Here is a 23,648-nt window from a genome sequence, read left to right as displayed (position 1 = left end):
TCTAATCACCATTACCTGCTAATGCCATATAAATTTCAGATTCAATATAGCCTGTAAGTTTAATGGAATCTAACCAATTTTGGGCTGAGATCCATTCAAGTTTCTCTCCATGAGTTCCGTATATTTTCAGAGCGTTTTCAACAGTATACGTAAAATACTCCATAGGAATCTCAAGTTTTGAGTTCACTCCATGCTCCCTTCGAAGATTTTGAAATTGTTGATATATTAAAGCTGCATCCTTTTCCAACCGATGACCTTTCTCATATCCTTCCCGAAAAAAATATCTTGTGAAGCTCCAATCACTGTTTTCTGGATAAGCTGAGATTTCAGGTGAATCGTAGCAACGAAGAACTGCTTTAAAATCATCTAGTGAAGTAATACCAAAAAACCGATGTTCATGTGTCATAAAGCGTCCTATGATCTGGGACTTACATTGTCCTAAAAAGAAAGTTCTCCTAGTGAGCAATTCTTCTTGACCTACGCAAATTACAGACATACTGATTTTCTCACGATCTAGTTGATTATAGATGTCCATTAACCAATGATAATGTGATTCTGTTAGGTGATGTGCCTCATCCATAATCAAAATAACCCTTCTTAAACGAGACAATTCAGCTTTTTCTTTTAACAAATTAACAATTTGATTCCGCAACTCACCAGGTTTTCTTCTAGCTATAAACGGAAATTGAAAATCATGTAGCAGATCTGCGTAAAACTTCTCTTCACTCGGAAATCTATATGAGTTGCTATTGGCTATGAAGATTGGTATTGGCGCATTTATAAAATGTGGCAGATTTTCTAAGGCAAACTTTAATGCAGTGGTCTTTCCAAGACGCGGACGACCATAGACAATCATTCCTGGTAATCGGTTCAGTACAATCTTTTTGAGATTATCCATTAGGCGGAGTACTTCTTTGGTCGGAAGTAAATAATGCCCTACTTCAATAGGGTGTGTACCAACAGGTATCAAATTATTTTCCATATGTTCAAATTCTCCTTATCTCAATACATTTTTGTCTTGAATTGTTTTAGTAATCGCTCATAATTATCCATCTCATTGATTTTTTCCCTGTTGATTTGTTCTTCTCGAACTTTGTCTAACAATTCATGTTGTGCTCTTGCTTCTTCTAATGCATTTGTTTGTTCCTCCGCTTCATCCGTTAGCTTTTGTTTACTGATCTCTTTCACTTGAGTAATTTTATTTATTGATTTCTTAGTGTTTTCTCTACTCAAGAGATAGTCAGTGTACACGAAGATAGGATCGTCCCAAGTTGTATAATGAATTAGCTTCCGCTGAACTAATGAATTGATCGCACGTCTCGTTTGCAAGGAATGTGGAGTAAGTGACCATCTGCCACAAGCAGTTAAATAACCAAATTCGCTGCCGTCAGGAAGAAAAGCTTTTAAAGTACGCAGATCATCAACATTTACATGTAGAACTAGCTCGTGCTTTATAAGATGGGCAGAGTTAGCGAGCTTTTCACTACGATATTCTACGCCTTCATATTGAATGTAGGGCTTTCTTCCACTCAATAGAGAACCTCTTACGGTTCGATTTATTTGGGTTTGCATAAACAACATCTCCGATCGTTTCTCTTCTTCCAGGCGTCTTGGTAGTAAGCCTCTTAGTTGTATCCTTTTTTCAAGAAGTTCGAGGGGTGTTTGATGATAAATCCCACCATGAGGTGTTCCGTTGTAATTTGAAATCATCACATCAATGAGCTGCAATAAATGTTCGTATGTGATGTTTAAACGAAGAGCGTTTTTTTCAGGATTGTTTCTTCTTGGATCATCCGGACCGCTGCCCGTTGTATTCGGTAACCGATGAAACAGGTTCTCAGCTAAAGTTTTAAAGTATCTCTCAATAACTCCTCTTCTCATTGGAAGTGCCACGGGACCAAAGTTCGGAGTACAACCAATTAAGTTTGTGAGTCGATCCTGCACCATTTTAGCGTAGTGAGATTTGGCGTTATCTAAACAGATTACATCCCACACTGCCCACTCTAACTCAGGAAACTTTTCTGATGGAAACCCACCTGGAGGATGATAACTCAGGCCGGGGATTGTCAATTCTAGCCGTTTATGTGGCATAATTGCATTACGAGCACAGTGCATTACGTCACTTCCACCATACTCTCTATTCAGTGAAACAGAATATCCTAAAATGCAGCGATTACTCACATCAATGATGGTAAGAATCCAGAAACGTTCAAGCGTCAAGGTCATAGGGTCTCCATCTGGTGTATCAATATCTACCGTAAAAAAACCGTCAATTCGATGGGCGTCAAATTGGACTTTCTGATACGGGAATAAGTTCGAGAGTTGGTTTTGATCTTCCTCCCCTACTCGGTTTGCTCTATGAAATGCATCTTTACCGTAACGGGCTGCAGCCTTTTTGAAATTTCGCTCAGCTATTTGTTTAATGTAACGTTGTAGAGCCTTATACCCCATCCATTTTGTATTTAAGGGGTATTCAGAGAGAGTTATACCCTTTTCACGGCACTGATCCACAAAGCGTTTGTGGATATGCTTCACCTTCATAACTGGCTCTAGGGAACGATTTTTTCTGCCTAAATATAAATCTTCTACCATGTCTTTAATGTCCGGATGCATTTCCAAAAAACGGTTGAATTCCCCGGTTTTTTGATCTTTGTTTCTTTTTTGACCTAATAAATCCAACTCATATTTTTTTACGTTTTTCTGAGGAATCAATCCACGGAATCCTAAAACAACGCCGTCCAGATCATATTGAATACATCTTTGAACTAATCTTCTCAAGTTTCGTGGCGAGACTCCGGTCGTATGTTGAATACTATCTAAACTCTCCCTCTGAAAATACATTAAGACCGCATTTTTACGTTGTACAAACAAAGTATGGGCATTTTCATGAAGTACATTCTCGTCTACAGAGGGCCATAGTTCAGGATTAGCTTGGTCGGGTTCTAATCCGTCCTGCTCATAAATTCGAGATCTGCTCATTGTCTCCATACCTCCATTTCAAATCCGATAAGTTGATCTTCCATGTTCGATTTAATATCCCCCTCATAAAGGAGCCATTTTAGGCACAAAAGTACAGCATCAACAGAAAGATTAGATAGTTCTCGCACAACTTCTTTAATCTTTATCCCTTCACCTGGAATAACTCCGAGCACCTCCTTTAAAGAAACTGGCTTCTTACTATTAACTACTGCCATACATAAGGAAGTTCTGTTTTCTATTGAGTGACGCCCCCTTCTTACATCCTCTTCAGTACGAACAACGTAAAGCTTATTATTCATTCGACACCATTCTCGTTGTGCTTCGATTTGCCGTTGAGTTCTCGCATGTTTTGGATGTTTAGATGTCAGTTCCTTCTTGTATTTGACTTCTACAAAAATTTCCGTTCCATCCTCTTTTAAGATCCACATATCAAAGATAGAAGTACGAAGTCGGCCATTTAGAACGTAGGAAATTTCCATTGGTTGCTCACAATATGTGATGACTTCAGGATCCGTATCAACCAGAAGCCAATGATCGTATTCCAGATCACTATATAGTTCAACGATCCGCTTACCGACTTTATTTCCACGCGGAGTCCAATAGTTATTTCCATATTTTTTACTTCGAAGTACCTTGATGGGCTTATACTTCATGAATTCGTTTCTATTCTTCATAATTTACCCCTTTAGATTTGTTTTCCTGTATAAACAAAAAACAGAGTTTTTATACACATCATGTATAAATTTTGGATTTCTATGAACATACTAAGAAGTAATAGAATGATAGAGGGAGAGAATACTATATGTCAGAAGAAGAGTTTTACAAGTGGCTTGGGGAATATCTACGGGACCTTAGAAAGTTGAAGAAACAAACACAAGAAGAGATTTGTAAAAGCTATCATCTTGCTCGTTCATCCCTAGCCAATATTGAGCGGGGCAGACATGTTATTAGTGCTTATAATTTGTATCTTCTATTACAAATTTTAGATGTACCTCTTGAATCTTTGTTGAGGAATAATTATCAGGAAATCTCGAATTCTAGGAAAGAAATATTCTATTGAATGTATAAAATTAAGATATATAGGGAATAAAGCCTGAAAAGATTGAAAGGGTGTGTTTCCTATATGAAAGTACAAGAGCGTAGAGATTTAGAAGTATTATTAGTCTTGCTAAAAGAGATGCCGTTGCCCGTTAAAGTTTTCATTGAACACAAATTAGACGACATGCTTTCACCTTCTTCCGGTTTAGAATACGTTAGGGATTTTCGCATTTTCTTTAATTGGATTACACCCAAACTTTGGCCGCAAGTTGAGTCCACATGTGATCTAACCTTGGAAAAGTTTAATGATATAAACCAAGAACATGTAGAGCATTTTGTACAACACTTAACTTCATCGAGAAATTTGCAATATAGCTCCATGTTACGAAAATTTAATTCGTTACGCTCTTTGTTTGGTTTTTTACATCAGGAATTCGACAACAGTGGATTCCCTGTATTGAGACGTAATGTTTTTGCTACATTTATCATGGAAAGACCAAAAAATCACGTAGAGATCGCACGTCAGATACAGAACAAAATCCTTCATGTCAGCGAAATCCCTTCTTTTGTTAAATTTATACAGGAAGGTGTAACCGAGCAAAACAATGTTCAGGCTCAGTGGTTTCACAATCTAAACCGAGATAGGGATGTTAGTATTATTACATTACTTTTGGAATCCGGAATAATAGTCAGCGATATTGTCAATCTGGATTTGGGAGATATTGATCTTAAAGATGGTTACCTTATCGTAACTAGACAACAGGCTAAAGTACAAATGAGTCATAGAATTATGTTCGGAGAGAACGCTAAACATTATTTACATGAATACTTAAAAATCAGGACAAATAACTATGCTCCTCAAGAGAGTGAGCAGGCACTTTTCTTGGCCAAACCTAATGGTGAAACACATGGAAAACGAATCTCAAAGCGTACTATCCAAGCTATGGTTAAAAAGTACGCTGTGAAATTTGGTGCCTCAGAGGTTACAGTGAGGCAGCTTACCCATTCATTTGGAGTTCAATATGCTGGAACAAATAACGTACGCAATATGAAACAACAATTGGCTCAACGTAATATCGAATCATTAGAGAAGTACCTTATATTGTCTAGTCTTATTGATTGAGTTAACCTATGAACTAGGTCTTGTTCTCTTTGAACAAGGCTTTTTTTGTTTAGTTAATCTGTTTTGTAATGCTCTTCTTAAGCTGCTTTAGTTGGTTTAATTGATCGTAATAATCTTCCACATCCTTTACGTTTCTCTTTTCTAAGGTCACCCTTGTAGCGACACTGACTTCTTGATATTTTAACGAAATGATCAGAATTGCTTCGTGATAGTCCTTGATATGAATGATAGGAATCTTCCACTTTCCTTTTTCTCTAGCCAAATCAAACCATTTCTTCTTGACCACTTCTCGATTGGTATACATTCTTCCGTCAAACAAAATTCCTTCTGCCGTTACAGTAGCAATTTCAATACCTGCTTGGAGTCTTTCATTCATCTCCTCCACCTCCTTTATCATTTATGCCCAACAAATTGATATATAAACTTATCATTTTAATTAAATAATCTATATACATTAATGTATGGAAGGTTTTGCATTGTTTAGACTGAATTAGAGGTGTGGCAATGAACGAACCTGTTTTAAGATTAGTAGGGCAACGTGTTCGCGAATTACGGAAAAAACAAGGATATTCACAGGAAGAGTTAGGCGAAATGGCTGGCTTTCACTTCTCCTACATTGGTGGCGTTGAACGTGCCGAGAAAAATATCACCTTGTTAAATCTTCAAAAAATCGCGGATGCTCTCCAAGTTAATGTCCATGAACTCTTTGTTTACAGCAAGTTTGTTAAAAGTGGAACCAATGATAAAGAGAAATTGCTAAACGAGATCAATGAGAAGCTTTGGCCTATGAAATATTCCGATTTAAAAAAGGTTAACCTGCTCTTATCTGAATTTTTCGATAGTTAACACAAAAAACCAATGTCCTCTGACATCGGTTTTTTGTGTTCAAAAATTTATTGCTTCCACTCTGCTTCACTTTGTATGTTAATCCAAGAGTATCTGTTGTTCTGCTGTATACGTCCCTCCATCATATTGCGCTCGCTTTTTAATGTTAAAAGCAAATATTTCGTTTGGATGTTCTCCACCTGTAGATGCTTATACACTTGTGACAATGAAAAGTATCCTCTAGCTGCATATAATCTTACTTGTTCCATATTGATTTTCCCACTTCGTTGTAGCAGTTCCGCCCCTCCCATTTTATATGCAGCATCTGCATCAATGTTTGAATCTGAAATTACTACACTTAGCTTCCCTACAGGTAAGGTTACTTTGTGCTGATTCGTACGCAACATTTCTTTACATGCCAGATTGCGTATAGATTCCCAGTGTTCAACAAAGCTGGAGTTGATCCTTTTATAATGCTTCCATTGGCCTAAACACCAGTGTATGTTGTTGTTTGTGATTTTCTTTTTATATGCAAAGAGTTCCTGTTCTCTCTGACCGCTATTAGCTCTGGTCGGAGAAAATCTTAAATATGGGTTGCTAGCTATACAGAATTCTTGAAGCAATAACTTTTCTGATTCATTTAATTTGTTTAATTTAATTCGGACCACCTTAGATAGAACTCCATGATTATCAAATAAGTCGAACAATTGCTGATTTTTCAGATCGTACTCTTTAGTTGCAATAAATTTGCCAACAACATTTTGTTCTGTCCACTCAAGTCTCTGAAGTCCAAGGGATGATTGATATTCACTTATGGCTTGTCTCAGCAATTGGACTTTCGCGCTTGAACTGTGCATTTGCTCATAGTTCGATGATTGAACAAAATAAAGGATTTTTTCTATGCTCACTAATCTTATTCTCCTTTGCTTCAGCATATTAGTGAGTGGTATTGACTACTTTTATAAATTTTATTCAAAGTAAAGAGTAGTGAGTATCAGAATTGGTTTTAATATATGGATAAATGTGTTTATTTGTACCTATCTCCCTCGTGATTTTTCTCATATGAAACTAGTTCAGCTATGGACTGCCTATCCCCCATTAATTAATTCATTCAATTCAAGTTTTTTAAGCGGATAACTTCTAGAACTCAATTCAATTATGTAATTGCACACGTGTTGAATAACCAATAAAAGGTAGAAAAAGAACCGCAACCTCGGTAAAATGTTTGTACCCCTACAAACTCCGAAAGGTGGCGGTTCCATGGAAAATTCTACCCAATTTCTCTCGTTTCTTCAATCCTTTCTCTCACCCGAACAAGTAGCGCAGGCTGCTCATGATGCAGGATATCAGGATACATCACGCCAATTTTCCGTTCAGTGGTTACTTGGATTTTGGACACTTTCCGCCGTACACCGGTGGAAAAGTTACCGAAGCGGCGCTGACTTGGCCGAATCGACGGGGCTTAAAGCAGCACATTATTCCCGTATTTCGACGAAAACGGCTGAGGTACCTTATACGGTATTCAAGAGGTTATTTCATCTTTTGGTTTCTCAAAAGAATCGCCGTTTTCGTCGGCAGCTGGCTTTTACTAAAGAGCTTCTTCTGCTCGACTCGACCACAGTTACGATAGGCGAAACTCGCCTGCCTTGGGCGCCGTACCATGGCAAAAGAGCAGGGATCAAGCTTCATGTTGCCCTGCGAGAAACGGAGCAAGTACCCGAAAAGGTCGTAGAAACGATTGGATCACTTCATGATGGACCCATTTCAGAGCAACTCGTGCTTCCCGATTTCATTATGATCATGGATCGAGCCTATGGAAAACTAGAGCGACTGGATCGCTTCAAAACGAGCAAGCAGTCATATGTGGTTAGGCTCCGCGATAACGTTTATTTGCATCAGCCTCGCTCCCTCCGCAGACATCCATCAGAGGAATCGAATGTAATTCGGGACATCTCATGCCAGCTAAGTACGCCCCAAAATCGTAGCCAGGAACGTCACCGGGTGGTGGTTTTTAAAGATGACGAGGGTCGAGAAATTCGAGTGGCTACCGACTTAATGGAAGTCAGCGGGGAACAAATTGCCCAAATGTATAAAGCTCGCTGGGAAGTTGAAGTCTTTTTCCGTTGGATCAAGCAAAATTTGAATGTGCCCACCTTATTTGGAACAACGGAAAATGCCGTTTATGGTCAGTTGTACGGTGCTTTAATTGCGTATGTTATCCTCAAAAGCCTCTTTGAGTCGGCAAGAATGAACGTACCTAAGCATGTAGAGCTTTCATTTATTCGTTTTTTTCGTTTGTTCCTTACGGAACAACTACCCGTCGAATGGCGAATAGTGATGTTACAGGATCATTTTTTAGATTCGGTTTTTCACCGAAATTGATTTACATAAAATAGATATTCAACACGCGTGATGTAATTGATTTTATTTTTCACCTACATTTAGATGACGTGATACATTCGTTATCAATTATAAGGAAAAAAGCCAGCATTTAAGCGCTGACTTTTTATGAGAAATTGTTTATTTATCTTTGAGAAATGACGGCGTTCCATAGTTTGCCTTTCGCTGGTAAACAACAGTCACTTCCCGATCAGGACCACCATCTAACGAAGGTGCCATGAGTTTCACTTTCGGGAGGTCGCCAACTCCTTGTTGTTTAAACTCTTCATTCGTTTTACTCATTCTAATCTCCCCCAAAAAAAGATTATTTATTGTGGTGAGCAGTTCTTGATTTACTTTAAAATCTTCAATTGAAACCTCTTCCTTACTCCGATATGAGGACTGATTCAATTTATCCAAAGGATAACATAGTTCATGTGAAAATGACACACTGCCATCTTAATTACTACTCTCGCAACAAGCCGGTGCAGGTACGTAGGTAGATGGAGCCATCCCGGCGACTGTGACACCAACAAAAAACAATACGAACTTTGTTGGATGATATTAGCCGTTCTCTATGTTACTTTCATGAGAAATGAATTTAAACAAATCAGTCAATTCGATGTCTCCATGCGTCAATGAGTTTGTCTATTGTTCCCCAAAGATTATGGAATGGTTCATATTCCCCTAGGATAACCCTTGCTACACCCTCTTCAGGATCGTTAATGGCACGTGGCAGCTTAATAACTTGATATTCCTTTATGTGCCTGCGATGAACCAGGAGAGTGATTTAGACAATCTAGCACGCAAGATCATCCCAGTGGTTAATGAGATTTTAAAGCCACCAACCGAATTATGGTTTGACGCTCATTCACAGCCAACCGGATTCCCAAGAAAATCCATTATTAATGGTTACCTTCAAATTAACGAGAAGCGGGCGAAGGATAAAATACTTTTCTTTATATTTGTTAAGCATCAATTGTATTAATTTCTTAAATTGTTTGGTTTCTCCATCTTTAGTAGGTAGAGCTGTAGATTCGAGTGGTGTAAATGGTACAGAAATAATTAGTTCTCGGCGATATTGGTCTCGCAAATCTTTGAATAGATTCCACTTATAACCAGATTCTTCTATAGTATTGTAAAGAAGAGACAGATGACCGGGATTGATGTCTAACCCTTTCAAAAATGCAGATTGTGCTCTTCGCAAATAGTGAGTTTTAATATTTAAGTCCACGGGAAGATTAAGATTCCTTTCCAATTTTCTGTGATCTTCCAGGAACTCCAGTGCGTGCTCTAGCTCATCGAGATCATCCTTTTCTTACACTACTAATTAAATTATCTACATCGTAAAACATATACCCATCATCTTCTGAGAAGCCAGAACCCGATCTAATAATTTCGTATAGTTTCAAGTCTTTCATAAAGTCTCGCATAGGAGCTATGGTAAGACGAGTTAAGTGTTCTTCATTTTCTTCCTGAACGTGATAATTGACTATAAGTATGGAAATCTGTCGATCGTCTTTCATTGGTAGACGAATTTTCCGTGTTTCCCTTGGATACATTAGGTCAATATAGTTCTTAGCAAGCTTGTATATACTGGGTGGTTTCCTTCGCTTCGGAAAGAAATCTAATTGCAATACGATTGGTCCGTGAAAGGCCTTTCGATTGTTGCTGCGCATGTATTCATCTAGTTTTTGCTGAAATCTACGTTTTTCTTCGAGAGGCATGCTCGTTTTACTATATGTTTCCTGGACGATTTGGAAATCAAACCGATTGTAATAACGGTTCAAGTATCTTTTGTAGTTGCCTATGCTTGTATGTAGTAAATAATCCAGCTTTCTCATGGAGTCCTCCTAACAGATTTGGGGGATATATCCCTCCCAAGCTTCTTTTAATGTGATTAATAACTCAACTCTATGCGAAGATAAGTATAGCCTTGTGGGGGAAAGGTGGCTATACCCTCAGAATGGAAGTTCATAGAATACAAAAAAACTCCCCGTACTATAAGTTACTGAGGAGTTTAGGTTCTATCATACAATCATCACCGATATTAACCAGCTATAATAGTGGAGATCAATGCCTGTTTGCTTGCAATAAATTTGCCAACAACATTGTGTCAGTCCATTTAAGTCTTTGATGTTCCAAGAATAACTGATATTAATCAATGACTTTTCTCAGCAATTGTACTTTTCACCTGAGGAGTGCCACTTGTTCATAGTTTGATGATTGAACAAAATAAAGAACCTTTTCTATGCTCACTAATTTATCCTCATTTTATCAAGATTAGGTTTTAGGGAATACGTTTGTTTGACTCGTCAATGTAACTTTATTTAAAATATTTTATTAGAACATTTTCTTTAGGATAGTAAATATAAAAAGAATCATTTATCTTGTCTATATTATTATGTTCAGATAATACATGCCTCTCACTGTCAATCATATAATGAAAATTTAGTGTTTGTAATTTTTCGATTTGATTAGATATTATTTCAATCTTAAGTGGCTTGTGCTCTTTTTTGTTGAAAAATCTGAACAACTTTGGGTAAGCCGCTAAAACAAGTGCTATATATAAAACAAGCAAAACAATAACAAGAAAAGTGATAATATAGTCACTTGTTAATTTATTTAGTGAATCCATGTTAACTATCGTTTTAAGTCCTTGAAAGGGCAAAAAAATAATTGTAATAAAATTAATTAGTAGGGAAGCATTTAGAATTTTACTTTTAAATCCTTTATACAAAAAACGTATAAAGTAAATAATTATTATTAAAGCGCTAATAAGAAAAATAAGAAATGTTCCAATGAAAATCAACTCTAATTTAAAAATGGATATATCTGCTGTTACAACAGGGGTCAATAGTAAGATGACGATAACGAAAGAGATTAAAATATGCTCTAAAAATTGTTCCCATAAGTTTATGCTCCGAACTTCTATTGCGTTATCAACTAACGTTTTTTTTGATGTCTTTATAAACAATTTAATGAATAAAAAGGCCGCAGTCACTGCTGTAATAAGAGCTGGAATCCCAGTTTCGAAAAATGTTTTCATATATAAGTACTCCTTACCAAAATGAAAAGTTTAAAGGTTTTCTACCCCAATTTTCATCAAAAGCAATCAACATATTTACTTAGTTATTCTTATTTTAAAATTCTGGAAAACACTTTTTGAATCTTCAATTTTTCTATACCTACTCGTTACTTCTTGAATGAGATCCTTTTAACAGGGTTAGAAATTGATTAATAGTAAATTAACATAAAAGGTTCAATACTAAGATTATGCGCAAAATCAGCGGCCTATAGTGTTTACTTTGATAATAGCTAATCATAGTATCATGAAATTTCCAAATTCCAATGACTCTGAAGATTTATGTTTCAAGGGATACTTATGCTAGCTACGGAAGATTTTGAAGGAACCTGATGTGCTGGATGAATTAAGCCTTGGGTTGTAGAGAAAACACTCTGCAGCATTAAGAGAAATGTGAATACTGTCCTATTGGGACACAAAAATATAGATTATTTTGAGCTCTACTAGCAGCGACATAAAATACTCTATATTCTCATTATAATTTTGATTAGCTCCAGGTTTAACAACTACCAAGACATTTTCAAACTCGCACCCCTTGGCTTGGTGAATGGTTCGATCCAAACCATCTTGTTCTTCCTAGGTAAGAGTTTTTTAATTCTGTTTTTCTATCAATTTGCTCTGAAAGGGCTTCATCTCTTAAATTTCATTAGAAGTTTTCATGGTGATCCCTCATTCCATTTATATAATTCTGCTATCTTCAGGCTGCCTTGCAAACCAACGAATAACTTGAACCGCAACGACTTTTAAGCATTCGGCGAAATCGCCAAGTTGATCGATAGGGCATTCATTGCCCTTCAGTTTATAATTTGTTTTGGCATGGGCTATCATATTTCGAGTATCTGATATAGAACTGGCAAGCTCTTCTAAGCAAGCAGCTTTCAATTCCTTACTTGCTGTTCTTCGGTTTATATCTTTAAATTTCTTTAAATATGTTGGTGCCATACCAATTAAATCAGACAAATCGCAGCATGTTTCAACCGTAAGTTTTATAGCCTGATTATCCTTCTGATTATTACGGTGTCCATTATATAACTCTTCTAATTCTAAAATGTATGTAGCATCAGGTTGCAAAGCTCTTGGACTATACAACTTCTGTAATATCGAACCTAACATTTCTTTACGTATTACGGTTTGAGAAACATACTCAATCACTTTCGTATAATTTAAAATACGATATTCATTATCCTGTACTTCATTACATGAATTATATATCTTGATAAGATTTGATATCCCTTTTCCATACATTAACGGTCTTAATCCAACAGACTTTTCAGGACTTGATTCCTCTTCATAATAATAGAGGCTAGTTTGTCTTTCGGAACGATGAATGCTTAAGGAAAGTGAACTTTGAATCTCAAAAATATAAGCTTCAACAATTTCTTCAAATGTTTTAGGCTCTGTATCAGCGTTCGATGAAATGTAAATGAAGATATCTTGACTTTCAACTGGAGGACAGAATCCATCATATAAGTTATCCATAGACAATCTTATTCCAAAGCTGGTAATACCTCTGGTTAAACTAATACTTACCTCTTTATCTCCCCATCTTTGTTGAACCCAAAGAAGAGTATTATTGAAATTCTCAGCTAAATTATAATCATATTTAACATAAAATAGCGCTGAACGTGGGCCTATGAACTTTGCACAATCTATTAATTCCCCTTTCTGAGCTTCAATGATCTGAGTATGACAAAAATCGATTGTTACAAACTCATATTCTTCTACAGCTGGCAGTAAAATTCTAATTAATGTATCTTCTGTGATATGCACATCTTCAACGAAAAAATTCCCTTCAAGAAACTCATCTATATCAAAGTTGTCATAGTCTAATGCTTTATAAAACTCCGATTCATCTACCACTACTTTTATTCCATATTTAGAACAGAACTCGTATATCTCTTTAATTTTTTGTTTATGTCCTACATATTCAAATACTATTTTTCCCACGTTATTCTCTCATCCTTTCTGCATTAACAACGATACATCATAGAGTTTAAAGGAAGTTTTGTACTTAGTAAATATCACCTAGTATATTATTGCATGCTTCTGAGAGAGAATCACCATTTACGTTTAGCTGACCTACTCCACACGCGCAGAGATAAAGTATAGATTTTGCCATACTGAAGTGGCATCAGCTAATTAAATTGTTAGATGAATTCTATAAAGTCTGATACGATATAAATACCATGAGGATCGACAGAACATATCGTTTCTACATAAATAATACTAGGATGAGGCACGTTGCGTAATTAAAGCAAAACAGGTTACCCTACTCATCTATTGCAAAAGGAAAATGATTAATTTTTAGATATACATCTAATCGGTAATCGGACTAAATTTTTGTCCATTCCGGCAATCGGTAAAATTTCTTGGCCTCAGCAGTTATTTTTAGTCCGATATTTTGCCTTTTTAATACCTAACAACTGTGTTTAACCTCTCCTTTTGTCAGTTGTCACATAACAATACGAACATTATACACTAAGTGTTTGGTTTCTTGACTCAAATTGTTCGAGAGCTTTTCCAGCGAGAGAAAGTGTTTCTCTTTTTCTTACGAAAGTTTTAGCAGTGATTGTTGAAGTGATTTCGTTTGTTCATCAGCCTTGGATACAAAAAAACCGCCTCATGAAAGGCGGCCGTATACCTGTTACCTAGTCAATATTAAATTCTTCATTAGTCTCATAAGTTGTAAAACAATGAGGGCATTGATGCCACCAGACTTGCTGCCAATTTGAATATGTACTACGAGCAACAAACTGGTTTCCATTAATATTGTATGTCGTGTTACATAAGGTGCATTTGAAAGCTAGCATTGGAAGTGGCTGAACTTTGAGTATCTCCGCATCAATCTGATTAATGTATTTTGCAAGACTAATATCGAAATTTAAATTAATATTTTCATTAATAATGAGTTCTTTAAGATTGGAATGAAGTGTATTAGTTCCAGCACCACAAAAATCTGTTGAGTTTGCACTTATAAAAAACGCAGATTGATATCTTTTACCTTTGATGAACTCTAAATAACTCAAGAAAATAATTGCATCTCCCATACTGTTCTTTACAGAAGAATCAGCTTTTTTTTCTTTTTTTTCTGGAGCATCAATTGATCCGAAGAAAGGTGACTCTTTGTTTAAAGCCAGTTCAGCTGCTCGAATTTTCACTTTATCTGTGGTTTCAATTGGAAAAGATTGAAATTCCTCAAATACCCTTAAAATTAACTCTAGGCGTACACCATATGAATCGGAAATATATGTATCCTTTGCAGATTTGACCTTCTTAAACCACTGTTCTGCGTGATATGCCGACATATCTAATTTAGAAACTACATCTATAAATTGGTCAATTTTTGTATCATAGGATTGCATTACTTTGTTAAAGACATTATCATAATTCCTTTTAAACTCTTCTTCTACTTGATCAGAATGTACAAGCTGTACTTTCTTATTTACACATAGTTTGAGTAAAGCATTGAGTAGTTTTCCATTATCATTATAGTAATTGTTGAGTAAGTATAGCCAAACATTTGTATCTAAAAGCAGATAGTTAATTTCAGTTATTCTTTCAATTTCTAAATAAACCATTTTATATTCTAGATTCTCATAACCTTGTGGCTTATCAGGAGTACTGAATTCCTCAAAATCCTTTTCCTCCCCTGAAAAAAATCCATTTTTTTGTAGATACTCATCCTTTCCTTGAGTCTCCTTCATTAGTGCATAAAAATAGGTTTTCATACTTCTCAACTCCCCCATTGTGACCCAAATAAACACCCTGCGATGGTTATAATTTTCGATATTATAACATAAGAGTGTATTTAGCGTAATGGTTTAGAGTTTCTTTACCATTTCTACTACTAACAAAACAAAGAGGATGTATAGTACTTTCTTTTTATCATCTTTCTTGCTTCTTCTGAACAGCATTGCCGCAGGCATTTACTTCTACCTCTACTTGTTTTGTTAGATACGATACTTGATCGACTTTTTAAACGATTATGCTTTCAAGTATGTGTAAGTGTGTAATTTAAGCAAATTAATTTAATTTAATTTGAGATTAGTCCTACTGTAGAGGAAAATAGATTCTAACGTCGAATTTTGGGAATATAACAGCTATTGGTTTGTGAAGGATACTCTACTGGGAGGTGTTTAGTCTGACCCGCTTACACCCAATACATAATTGTGAAAACCTTACCCGTAAGGCAGACGTAATCTTTATCCATGGCCTGGGGGGAGATGCATACGGAACATGGCAGCAAGATAATACTCCTGAAACCTTTTGGCCCGACTGGATCGGTGAGGAGATTACAGATGTTGGTGTCTGGTCTCTCGGTTATGCGGCATCCCCTTCAAAATGGTTAAGAATTATTAATTGGATTTCTAAAAGTAATCGTGATTTGGGATATGCTATGTCCCTTCCGGACCGGGCACGACAAGTCCTGGATCTATTTGTACAACATAGCATTGGGCAGCGCCCCATCATGTTCATCTGTCATAGTTTAGGGGGGCTCCTTGTTAAACAGATTCTTAGAATGTCCAAGGACGCTTCCGAAGGTTCTATGGAGAGATCAGTTTTCTTTAATACCAGAGCTATTTTATTCCTTGCAACTCCTCATAACGGAGCGGACGTCGCTACTCTCTTAGCTGGCTTACGAGTTGCCTTTCCTACACTGGCAATCGAAGATTTGCGAGCACATGGAGCCCACCTACGAGATTTATTTGAATGGTATCGTGATCATGCATCAGTAGGTATTCAAACACATACATACTTTGAGTCACGCCGCATCAAGGGTGTCCTTACAGTTGATCCAACTTCGGCACATCCTGGGGTGGGTTTAAGGCCTGTTCCACTGGATGAAGATCATATTTCCATTTCAAAACCGAGAGATCGAAACGCACAAGTGTATATTGCTACAATGACAATGCTTCGAAATCATGTATTGAACACAGCAATTGTCGGGAATAACAATACTGACATCGAAAGTCTTACTAAACTGACTAGAGTAATGAAATCGGATCTAAACGAATTGTCCAAACTTCGTGTGGGACAGTCTGAGATAAAGATTATACGACAATGCGCTCAAGAGTTAAGACATCAAGTTGAGGATCGCTCTTTTGTTCTAGTTGGAGAACCGGGTTCTGGAAAATCAGGAGTGCTACACCATCTTGTTTCTACCCTTCTAGAAGAAGGAAGAGACACAGTATACATAGCCGTAGATCGGATAGATGCCGAAACACTATCCCAACTTAGAGAGCAGCTAGGGCTCCAACACGATCTTAATGAGAGCCTCGAAAAATGGAAAGGTAACTCACCAGCCTTTCTGATTATTGATGCTCTAGATGCGGCTAGATCCGATCGTACTGCACAAATGTTATCTTCTTTGTTAGCCCGGATTGTAAGAGCTAAGGGACGTTGGAGGGTAGTTGCATCGATAAGAAAGTTCGATCTCCGGCACAATCGGGAACTTCGCAATATATTTTATGGAAAGCCTCCTCTTGAGAAATATAGGGATCCTGAATTTACAGGAGTCTGCCACGTAAAAATCCCTGAATTTTCAAAGGAAGAACTGTTAGAAGTTGCTGCAAGGTCTTATGAACTAAGAGCCATTGTCGATTCCGACAATACCAAACTACAACAATTACTTCGAAACCCGTTTAACCTGCGTCTCATAACTGAACTTCTCGGCGAGGGTGTCTCTGTTTTGGAACTTACGCCGATAAGAACTCAACTTGAATTGCTCGATCGATACTGGGAGGAACGAATAGTTCAACCCAATGATGGTCTGCGAGATGCGCGAGAAGATGTGCTTCGGAGGGCTGTTTCTCAAATGGTGGAAAGTAGGACTTTTCGAGCCCCACGTATTAAAGTTGCTAAACCGGGAACCGGCCGAGCTCTTGATCAGATTCTCAGCGAGAATGTGCTAGTTGAATGGCAACCTTCACCTACAAAACGACCCGATGTCACGAATCTTATGTTTGCACACCACGTGTTGTTAGACTATGCAATAGAGCGGTTAATACTCCGAAACGAAGTTCAATTGACACAACTGTTAGCTGATGATCCTGAACTGGTAATGGTTATTCGCCCGAGCCTGGACATGCATTTTCAGCATATCTGGTATTTAGATGATTCCCGTTCATTTTTTTGGAATATAGTGCTACAAGTTATGGAGAATAATAGTATCCCAGAAGTCGGCAAATTGATCGGACCTGCTATTGTTGCTGAAATTAGTACAGAATTTTCCGATTTTATACCGATTCTCCATGGCATCGAGGAAACAAGGCAGACGACCAATGCAGAAAAGGTTATTCAACACGTAATTGGTGCATTGATTGCAATGGAACCTTCATGTAGGTTCCATAGGTTGGTTGGTCACACTGCGGGACCCTGGGCTGAACTGGTTGAGGTTTTGAGCCAACATTTATCTAGTACATTAGCCTATATCGTCCGGATGCTTCTGACTCAGTTATGTGATCATAAAAACGGTTTAACCGTAGAACAGAATTTAAGTATCGGAGTTGCCTCGAGGAATCTCTTGGAGTTTGCGTGGTCACAGAATCAAAGGAATGAATGGATAATCACAGATGCAATTCGATGCGTAAGTCAGACTTATGGAAGTAACTGTGATGCGTCGCACGTTTTGTTGAGGCGTGCTCTTCAGAAAGATCATTTAGTTAAGCACGGTTATCGAGAATTACAATGCCTGGCTAGCGAAGCTAGGAATGTTATGATTTACGATCCATCTTTTATTCGAGACCTATACATTGCTGCATTTGGCTATGAAGAAAAAAGTGAAGATCCGACCCCAATTGGCGGCAGTAAAATTCTCTCGTTGATATCTAATCGTCGGCAAGATTACAACCATGGTTTATATCAACTAGGAGAGCTGTTTGAGGATTTCATTAATCAGGCCCCATTTGAAGCAATAGAAGCTCTAATTTCTGTCATAGAGCACTACGTCATAAACAAACATACGAGTCAACCAGAAAACTTCAACGAAAAAACTTTTTTTGTTAATGACATGGAATCAGTTATTTGTACGGATTACAGTTCAATTTGGAATGCTGATAACCACCTTCGCCATGATGGTCCTCTGGAAATGCTAGATGTTTTCCAAACTTATTTCACTAATCTTGGTATGGATCAGGGTCAGACCCAATTGCGTCATCAACTTTTGAACATAATTGCTACACATAATCGTATGGCTGCATTGTGGCGACGTTTGCTCATTTGCGGAACAGATGCTCCTACATATCTTGGACAAGAGATTCGATCCTTATGTTGGTCTCTACCGATTTTGAATTGCATTGATACAAGTCATTTAGCTGGCGATTTCATACGGGAAATATACAGTTACCTTTCATTTAAAGAAAAAGAAAAAGTTGAACATGCGATTCTATCGATTCCGACGATAGTTGGAACTAAGCTTGAAGAGCGAGCTCAGGAGGTGCGAGACCGCTTATTGGGGTGCCTGCCGTCACATAAGGTATGTACACCAGAAGCACAACAGCGTATTTGTGAATTGAATGCATCTGGGGGTCCACCTGACAACGTCCCCCCCTTTTCATTAGGTGCTTTTGAAATAACAGAATATAGCGAAAGAGAATATTTAGCCGACGAAGGCGTTCCCGTTGATAACTTAGCAAACAGTAGCTTACAGAAGCTTGAGCAACCCGTTGCATTGTTCATCAAGAAGTATCAAAAAACTCAACCGTCCCTTGTAGCTATCAAAGATCTATTGCCCGATTTAAGTATGCTTCATTATGCCCTCTTGACTGCTGAAGCTGGTGGTGCCCACCCGAAGCAGATCGATTATGCCTGGGGATATTTAGCGGAGGCATGCGCATGCGCTACTTTATGTGCGGAAATTACTTGCGATAACGATCCTGGAGCGTTCCTCCTATCTGTTTTGCTAGAGGCATCACAACATCAAGAGCCGGAGAGTAACCCTGAGTATGATAAGCAATTTGATGAAACTCCAAGCTGGGGCAAGCCAGCTGCTCGCATTGATGCTGCGATAGGGCTAATCGAACTAGCTCGTTTTCCTTCAGCTATAAATCCCATTTTTCTTACCGTTCTGGAGAGACTGGTTAATGATCCTGTACCTTCTGTACGCTTTCAAGTAGTGGTTCGATTGCATAGACTCTATAAGACAGCTAACCCAGTAATGTGGAATTTTATTGACCGTATAACCGAGGAGGAAACGAGTCGTGGGGTGCTACACGGACTTGTAAATGTACTCTCTCGTTTGGCAAGTAGATATCCCGATAGGATTATTAAGCTGACTCGGCATATTTATGAAAGGACAACACCAGGAACACGTCTCCGTGAGGCATGCCTGGATATCTTCAAAGGTCTGTTCTTATATAAATCTCATACGATTGCAATGGAGATGATTCAATTCATCGTCAGGAATCCTTTAACACATTCGAACGAATGTCAACACTTTGTAGTAGGGTTACGAGATATTTTGAATATTGGATTAGTGGAGACCACCAAGCAGGGTGACGATGTTTCTGTTCGGATGAGAGCATGGGCTGCTTTGCTGCAGGTAGTCGAAGTGGCCAAGGAACAATGGCGCTCTCTTGAGAGACTAGCTAAAGAACAAGGTAAGTGGCTGAGTGAGCAAGAGCAACAAGCCAGTGGAATAGCACAAATTGTTGATACAGTATGCATGGAAATCTACTTTTCCTCAGGAGCTCATAGTACCAAACGGATTGAGGATGTTTCAGACAAGATACTGCTTAGTGCCGATAGCCAGAGAACTTTTTATACAGAAGCTGAAAAAGTACTTGACGTCTTGGCGGATTTTCCTATTGCCACAGTCACCCACCATCTACTGGAGACAATGAGCAATCTAGTGCCTGTTGATCCGATTGGAGTGTTCATTCGAATTGGGCGCACTGTAATCGCTGGCCAAGACGGTGGATATCAGTTCGAGTCAATGGCTGCTGATTTGGTTGTTGAACTCGTGGAGCGTTACTTAGCAGAATACAGATGGATATTCAGGGACAACAAAGATTGTCGTAATATCCTCCTAGAACTACTTGATATCTTTGTCAAAGTGGGTTGGCCTAGCGCACGTAGATTAACCTACCGTATGGATGAGATCTTTCGTTAAGTTTTCGGCTCGAAGAGCCCTCACAGTTCTACACAACTCGCGATTAAAACGATTGTGAAATATATGATGAATATTGAGTACAGGGATATCTGCAATCACTCAGTAAAGGAAGTCTGCTAAAGAGAATGATCCAAGAGTTAACCCCATCCAAAACACACTTGCCTTAAATGGACGAATTTACGAACAAAAGCTGCACGTTGCATTATTATGCGTAATTCTAAGATTCTTCTACGCTAATATACCTATAGTCTTCCCGGCGGCGGTGTGGAAGCTTACATGAAGAGGGACGATTGATTTTGGAGCTTATTGCATCCGAATTAATTTTTAGAATCTGAAAAATTAAACGCAAACTCTAATCAGTAAATAAAGACACCAAACTCTTAGCCTAAACAAGGCCAAGAGTTTGGTGTCTTTATTTAAACTAATCTGCCCGTTAGTTTAATAAATAACGGGGAAAACTCTTATTTAGAAGTAGGTATAAGCGGTATTAAGAGCTTGTTTTTATTCAAAACGGTAATCAATTCTTTGCGTGCCCTTGGCTTGGGATAGCTTGATACTTTTAGTAATTCATACAAAAGTTGCAGTGATTATAAATCAACAACCTCGAATAGTAGTTCTTGTGCTAAAGTACTTTCGTTAGTTGAAGACTTTCAAATATAAAAATTAATTAATTATATGCTAATGTTCTTCACTATTTAAATTATTTTCATTATAGCTTTGAATAAAATTCAATTTAATCAAGAAGCATACTTTTAAAATAATCCACCAAGCATAGATTACATCAGATTGAAAGAACTCATTATCCTTCATCAACCCATGAGCAATTCTATTCCTAAGGTTAGAACCAGTACGTTCAATAAATAAACCTTGTAGATCAAACACTATATCTTCTCCAAGAATATTATTAAGTTCTCCTATAGAAAGGATACTGTTTAGGTTTTTTTCTTCTTGTATCCCTCCTGGTTTAAAGCTTGTTGCTAAGATATCATTGTGTTCTAATAATAATCGTAAAGAGTGCTCAAACTGGGGAATTAATAGATGGATACTCGTAATGAAATCACCATGAAATCCCGCATGCAGTCCCTTTAAATACGCGAAAACTCTAGCCTGTTCAATAAAAGGGTTATCTTCGACTATGAAAAGTAAGTCACTCATTAGTATAGGATGATTGCATAGTATTTGCCGCCTTGCCGGCTCTATAGTCCCTGTAATTAGCAGCTGTCTATTAGCTTTTGCGTAATAATATGCTTGAGTTACATCTTCTCCATCAGTTTGCCCTAAAATATTTTTTTTGTTCTTGTCATTTGCAATAATCTTTCCGTCAGAATTAATATAAGAATTTGAAGACAGAGTCTTAAGAAAGTGATTCATCTCTTCTTTAACTACACTAATTAACTCCTTTTTTCTTGGAATAGGGAAAGAGATTAGGTATTGAATTGCCTCATCAAGCGATTTGTTTTCGAACGTCTCTTTTACTTCTGTTTGATACCTACTAGGATCAAAAGGTACTGAAATAGGTACAAGCTCCGCAACAGATAATTTTTGATATTCCATTAATTTAATCTGCAATTCAATCAGTCTTTGTTTTGCCCCTGGAATGTTCTTTAATACTTCTATAGCACTTTGAATATAGCCTGCAGCCATCATATACCGAGGAATCCTATCTTTCTGTGCAATTGCTTCTTTTGCATGCTTATAATATGTCTCTGCAACAAATAATTTGAATTCCAAAGCCTTTTCAGCGTTATTTATAGTTTGATACCAATCTGCACCTAATTTCCAGTATACTTTTGCTGCTGACCAATTTGAATTTAATTCCGCTGTACTTGCTATTTTTTCAGCGATAATAGCAAATTCTTCTGCCTTCTCATTACTTCTTAACTGAAGTAATAAACGCATCAATCTTTCAGTGTATCTCTCCTGATCCTCTATTTTTATTTTATATATTTCATCTTCAATTCTATGAACTAAGAATACAGTTATCTTGGAGTTTCTTCCCAATTCAATTGCTATTTGTGTTGCTCTGCTTATCTGTCTTATACTTAACAACCAATTGTTATTTGTATCTTTAAAATGTTCAAATAAATCCACATAAGCTCGAACTGAAATTTCAGCAAACTTGAAACTTTCTTTAGGATTGTATCTTTTTACCCTTAAGAAATCGGCGATTCTTGCTTTTAATTCAAGATGAATTGGCTCAAAGATTAATTCTGCCAATACAGAGAGATAAGAATCTGGAATATCTTCAATCCTAAATTTTTCTAAATAGCATACCAGAAATCCACCTTTATACGGGCTGATAGGATCTTCAATCTCAAGACGCAGCGAGGAAATCATGCCTAAAAGTTTCAAAGAAGCCCTATCCAGGCTGTTCTCAGTCTCTAAAGATGAAGACAAAAAATTCAATGCAAAATATGGCAATAATTCAATATGAGATGTATTTTCAACTTGGTGTTGTTTTTTTTCTACCTGTTTAAACAGCAGCTCTTTTGTTAAAGGGAGATTTGGTTCAATCATCAGACACCTCATTATTAAGTATTTGTTGAATGTAGAACGTAAAAAGAAACATAATCATTAGATCTAAACTCTCGATATGGTAACCTTAAATGGTCTAATGGTTTCAGACTAATCAGCCCTTTAGTTTAACAAGTAACTAGTCTGCTGTATTTTGAGCCTGTACTGAGGTAAATTCGACTTAATTCACTCATCAAAACTCATTACCATCTAATTTAAAGAAAACAAAATCCATTCAGCCGCTACTGCTTTAGCATAATCACTGCGCGTAGCCCAGCCTACCTTGCCGTCTTCTGCTGAGGTCAGCCAAGGAGCGCCGGCCTTCACGGCCTGAATGGAGCCGACTTCGTTCTCCTCCAGATCAGTTGTTGCGCATGAAAGCATACGGAATGCCGTATTCACGGATATCTGTGGCACGGTATACTGGCGCAAGGAACAGGGAGCTGTTCTCAGCATCGACTACGCTGGTATAGACGATGAAGCCTACACCTGCACGGACAGCGGCATCTACAGCTACCTTATGCTGGCGGAGATTGTATTGATCTAAATAGTCCATTGTAATCTCTGCAACTCATTTCTTGTTCATTATTAACTCT

The 23,648-nt window shown here is 37.5% G+C and carries 19 protein-coding genes; 5 read left to right on the top strand and 14 right to left on the bottom strand.

The window, feature by feature from the left end:
• Nucleotide 1: 1 nt before the first annotated feature.
• Genes EC604_RS23425 through EC604_RS23415 form a run of 3 tightly spaced genes read right to left on the bottom strand, consistent with a single transcriptional unit; the run spans nt 2 to nt 3,653 of the window.
• Nucleotides 2-982, bottom strand: a complete 981-nt coding sequence (locus EC604_RS23425) for an ATP-binding protein (RefSeq protein WP_123066447.1) — start codon at nt 980-982, stop codon at nt 2-4.
• A gap of 20 nt (nt 983-1,002) precedes the next feature.
• Complete coding sequence (locus tag EC604_RS23420; RefSeq protein ID WP_123066446.1) at nt 1,003-2,979, bottom strand: hypothetical protein; 1,977 nt, start codon at nt 2,977-2,979, stop codon at nt 1,003-1,005.
• Nucleotides 2,976-3,653: a TnsA endonuclease N-terminal domain-containing protein gene (locus tag EC604_RS23415; protein ID WP_123066445.1), complete on the bottom strand. Its 678-nt coding sequence runs from the start codon at nt 3,651-3,653 to the stop codon at nt 2,976-2,978. The genes EC604_RS23420 and EC604_RS23415 overlap by 4 nt, the downstream gene beginning before the upstream one ends.
• Nucleotides 3,654-3,781: 128 nt before the next feature.
• On the opposite strand from EC604_RS23415, the gene EC604_RS23410 reads away from it, so the two are divergent.
• The gene (locus EC604_RS23410; RefSeq protein WP_123066444.1) at nt 3,782-4,039 is read left to right on the top strand and encodes a helix-turn-helix domain-containing protein; all 258 of its coding nucleotides are present in this window, start codon (nt 3,782-3,784) and stop codon (nt 4,037-4,039) included.
• A 63-nt stretch (nt 4,040-4,102) separates the two neighbouring features.
• Nucleotides 4,103-5,140: a tyrosine-type recombinase/integrase gene (locus EC604_RS23405; RefSeq protein WP_123066443.1), complete on the top strand. Its 1,038-nt coding sequence runs from the start codon at nt 4,103-4,105 to the stop codon at nt 5,138-5,140.
• Nucleotides 5,141-5,189: 49 nt separating this feature from the next.
• On the opposite strand, the gene EC604_RS23400 is transcribed toward EC604_RS23405, so the two are convergent.
• The gene (locus EC604_RS23400) at nt 5,190-5,516 is read right to left on the bottom strand and encodes a hypothetical protein (protein WP_123066442.1); all 327 of its coding nucleotides are present in this window, start codon (nt 5,514-5,516) and stop codon (nt 5,190-5,192) included.
• A 128-nt stretch (nt 5,517-5,644) separates the two neighbouring features.
• Between EC604_RS23400 and EC604_RS23395 the strand changes: the two genes are divergently transcribed.
• Nucleotides 5,645-5,986, top strand: coding sequence for a helix-turn-helix domain-containing protein (locus EC604_RS23395; protein WP_123066441.1), 342 nt, complete (start codon nt 5,645-5,647; stop codon nt 5,984-5,986).
• A gap of 47 nt (nt 5,987-6,033) precedes the next feature.
• On the opposite strand, the gene EC604_RS23390 is transcribed toward EC604_RS23395, so the two are convergent.
• The gene (locus EC604_RS23390; protein ID WP_123066440.1) at nt 6,034-6,873 is read right to left on the bottom strand and encodes a hypothetical protein; all 840 of its coding nucleotides are present in this window, start codon (nt 6,871-6,873) and stop codon (nt 6,034-6,036) included.
• Nucleotides 6,874-7,225: 352 nt separating this feature from the next.
• Here EC604_RS23390 and EC604_RS23385 point away from each other — a divergent pair, with 352 nt between their 5' ends.
• On the top strand, nt 7,226-8,347 hold the full coding sequence (locus EC604_RS23385) for an IS4 family transposase (protein ID WP_123066439.1): 1,122 nt from the start codon (nt 7,226-7,228) through the stop codon (nt 8,345-8,347).
• Nucleotides 8,348-8,485: 138 nt separating this feature from the next.
• On the opposite strand, the gene EC604_RS29760 is transcribed toward EC604_RS23385, so the two are convergent.
• From EC604_RS29760 to EC604_RS23360, 6 genes are all read right to left on the bottom strand, one after another.
• The gene (locus EC604_RS29760; protein WP_151458116.1) at nt 8,486-8,764 is read right to left on the bottom strand and encodes a hypothetical protein; all 279 of its coding nucleotides are present in this window, start codon (nt 8,762-8,764) and stop codon (nt 8,486-8,488) included.
• Between the two features lie 451 nt (nt 8,765-9,215).
• Nucleotides 9,216-9,578 (bottom strand): hypothetical protein, encoded by a 363-nt coding sequence (locus EC604_RS23380; RefSeq protein WP_151458115.1) that lies wholly within the window; start codon nt 9,576-9,578, stop codon nt 9,216-9,218.
• Between the two features lie 73 nt (nt 9,579-9,651).
• Nucleotides 9,652-10,188: a hypothetical protein gene (locus EC604_RS23375; protein ID WP_123066437.1), complete on the bottom strand. Its 537-nt coding sequence runs from the start codon at nt 10,186-10,188 to the stop codon at nt 9,652-9,654.
• 482 nt (nt 10,189-10,670) lie between these two features.
• Entirely contained in the window at nt 10,671-11,393 is a 723-nt protein-coding gene (locus tag EC604_RS23370; RefSeq protein ID WP_123066436.1) for a hypothetical protein, read from the bottom strand.
• 714 nt (nt 11,394-12,107) lie between these two features.
• Nucleotides 12,108-13,376 (bottom strand): hypothetical protein, encoded by a 1,269-nt coding sequence (locus EC604_RS23365; RefSeq protein WP_123066435.1) that lies wholly within the window; start codon nt 13,374-13,376, stop codon nt 12,108-12,110.
• A 701-nt stretch (nt 13,377-14,077) separates the two neighbouring features.
• Nucleotides 14,078-15,157: a PIN domain-containing protein gene (locus EC604_RS23360; protein WP_123066434.1), complete on the bottom strand. Its 1,080-nt coding sequence runs from the start codon at nt 15,155-15,157 to the stop codon at nt 14,078-14,080.
• Nucleotides 15,158-15,561: 404 nt separating this feature from the next.
• On the opposite strand from EC604_RS23360, the gene EC604_RS23355 reads away from it, so the two are divergent.
• Nucleotides 15,562-20,538 (top strand): hypothetical protein, encoded by a 4,977-nt coding sequence (locus EC604_RS23355; RefSeq protein ID WP_123066433.1) that lies wholly within the window; start codon nt 15,562-15,564, stop codon nt 20,536-20,538.
• Between the two features lie 678 nt (nt 20,539-21,216).
• On the opposite strand, the gene EC604_RS23350 is transcribed toward EC604_RS23355, so the two are convergent.
• The 3 genes from EC604_RS23350 to EC604_RS31100 form a co-directional block, all read right to left on the bottom strand.
• A complete protein-coding gene (locus tag EC604_RS23350) occupies nt 21,217-23,055 on the bottom strand; it encodes a DUF4209 domain-containing protein (RefSeq protein ID WP_161557023.1) in 1,839 nt (612 codons plus the stop codon).
• A 207-nt stretch (nt 23,056-23,262) separates the two neighbouring features.
• Nucleotides 23,263-23,469 (bottom strand): hypothetical protein, encoded by a 207-nt coding sequence (locus tag EC604_RS31105; protein ID WP_430538863.1) that lies wholly within the window; start codon nt 23,467-23,469, stop codon nt 23,263-23,265.
• Nucleotides 23,414-23,608, bottom strand: a complete 195-nt coding sequence (locus tag EC604_RS31100; protein ID WP_430538862.1) for a hypothetical protein — start codon at nt 23,606-23,608, stop codon at nt 23,414-23,416. Before EC604_RS31100 ends, EC604_RS31105 begins: the two co-directional genes overlap by 56 nt.
• Nucleotides 23,609-23,648: the final 40 nt, after the last annotated feature.

The sequence above is a fragment of the Paenibacillus amylolyticus genome (assembly GCF_003719335.1).
Classification (GTDB): Bacteria; Bacillota; Bacilli; order Paenibacillales; family Paenibacillaceae; genus Paenibacillus; species Paenibacillus amylolyticus_D.
The sequence above is the reverse complement of the archived record's forward strand: the minus strand, read 5'-3'. Positions and strand labels throughout refer to the sequence as shown.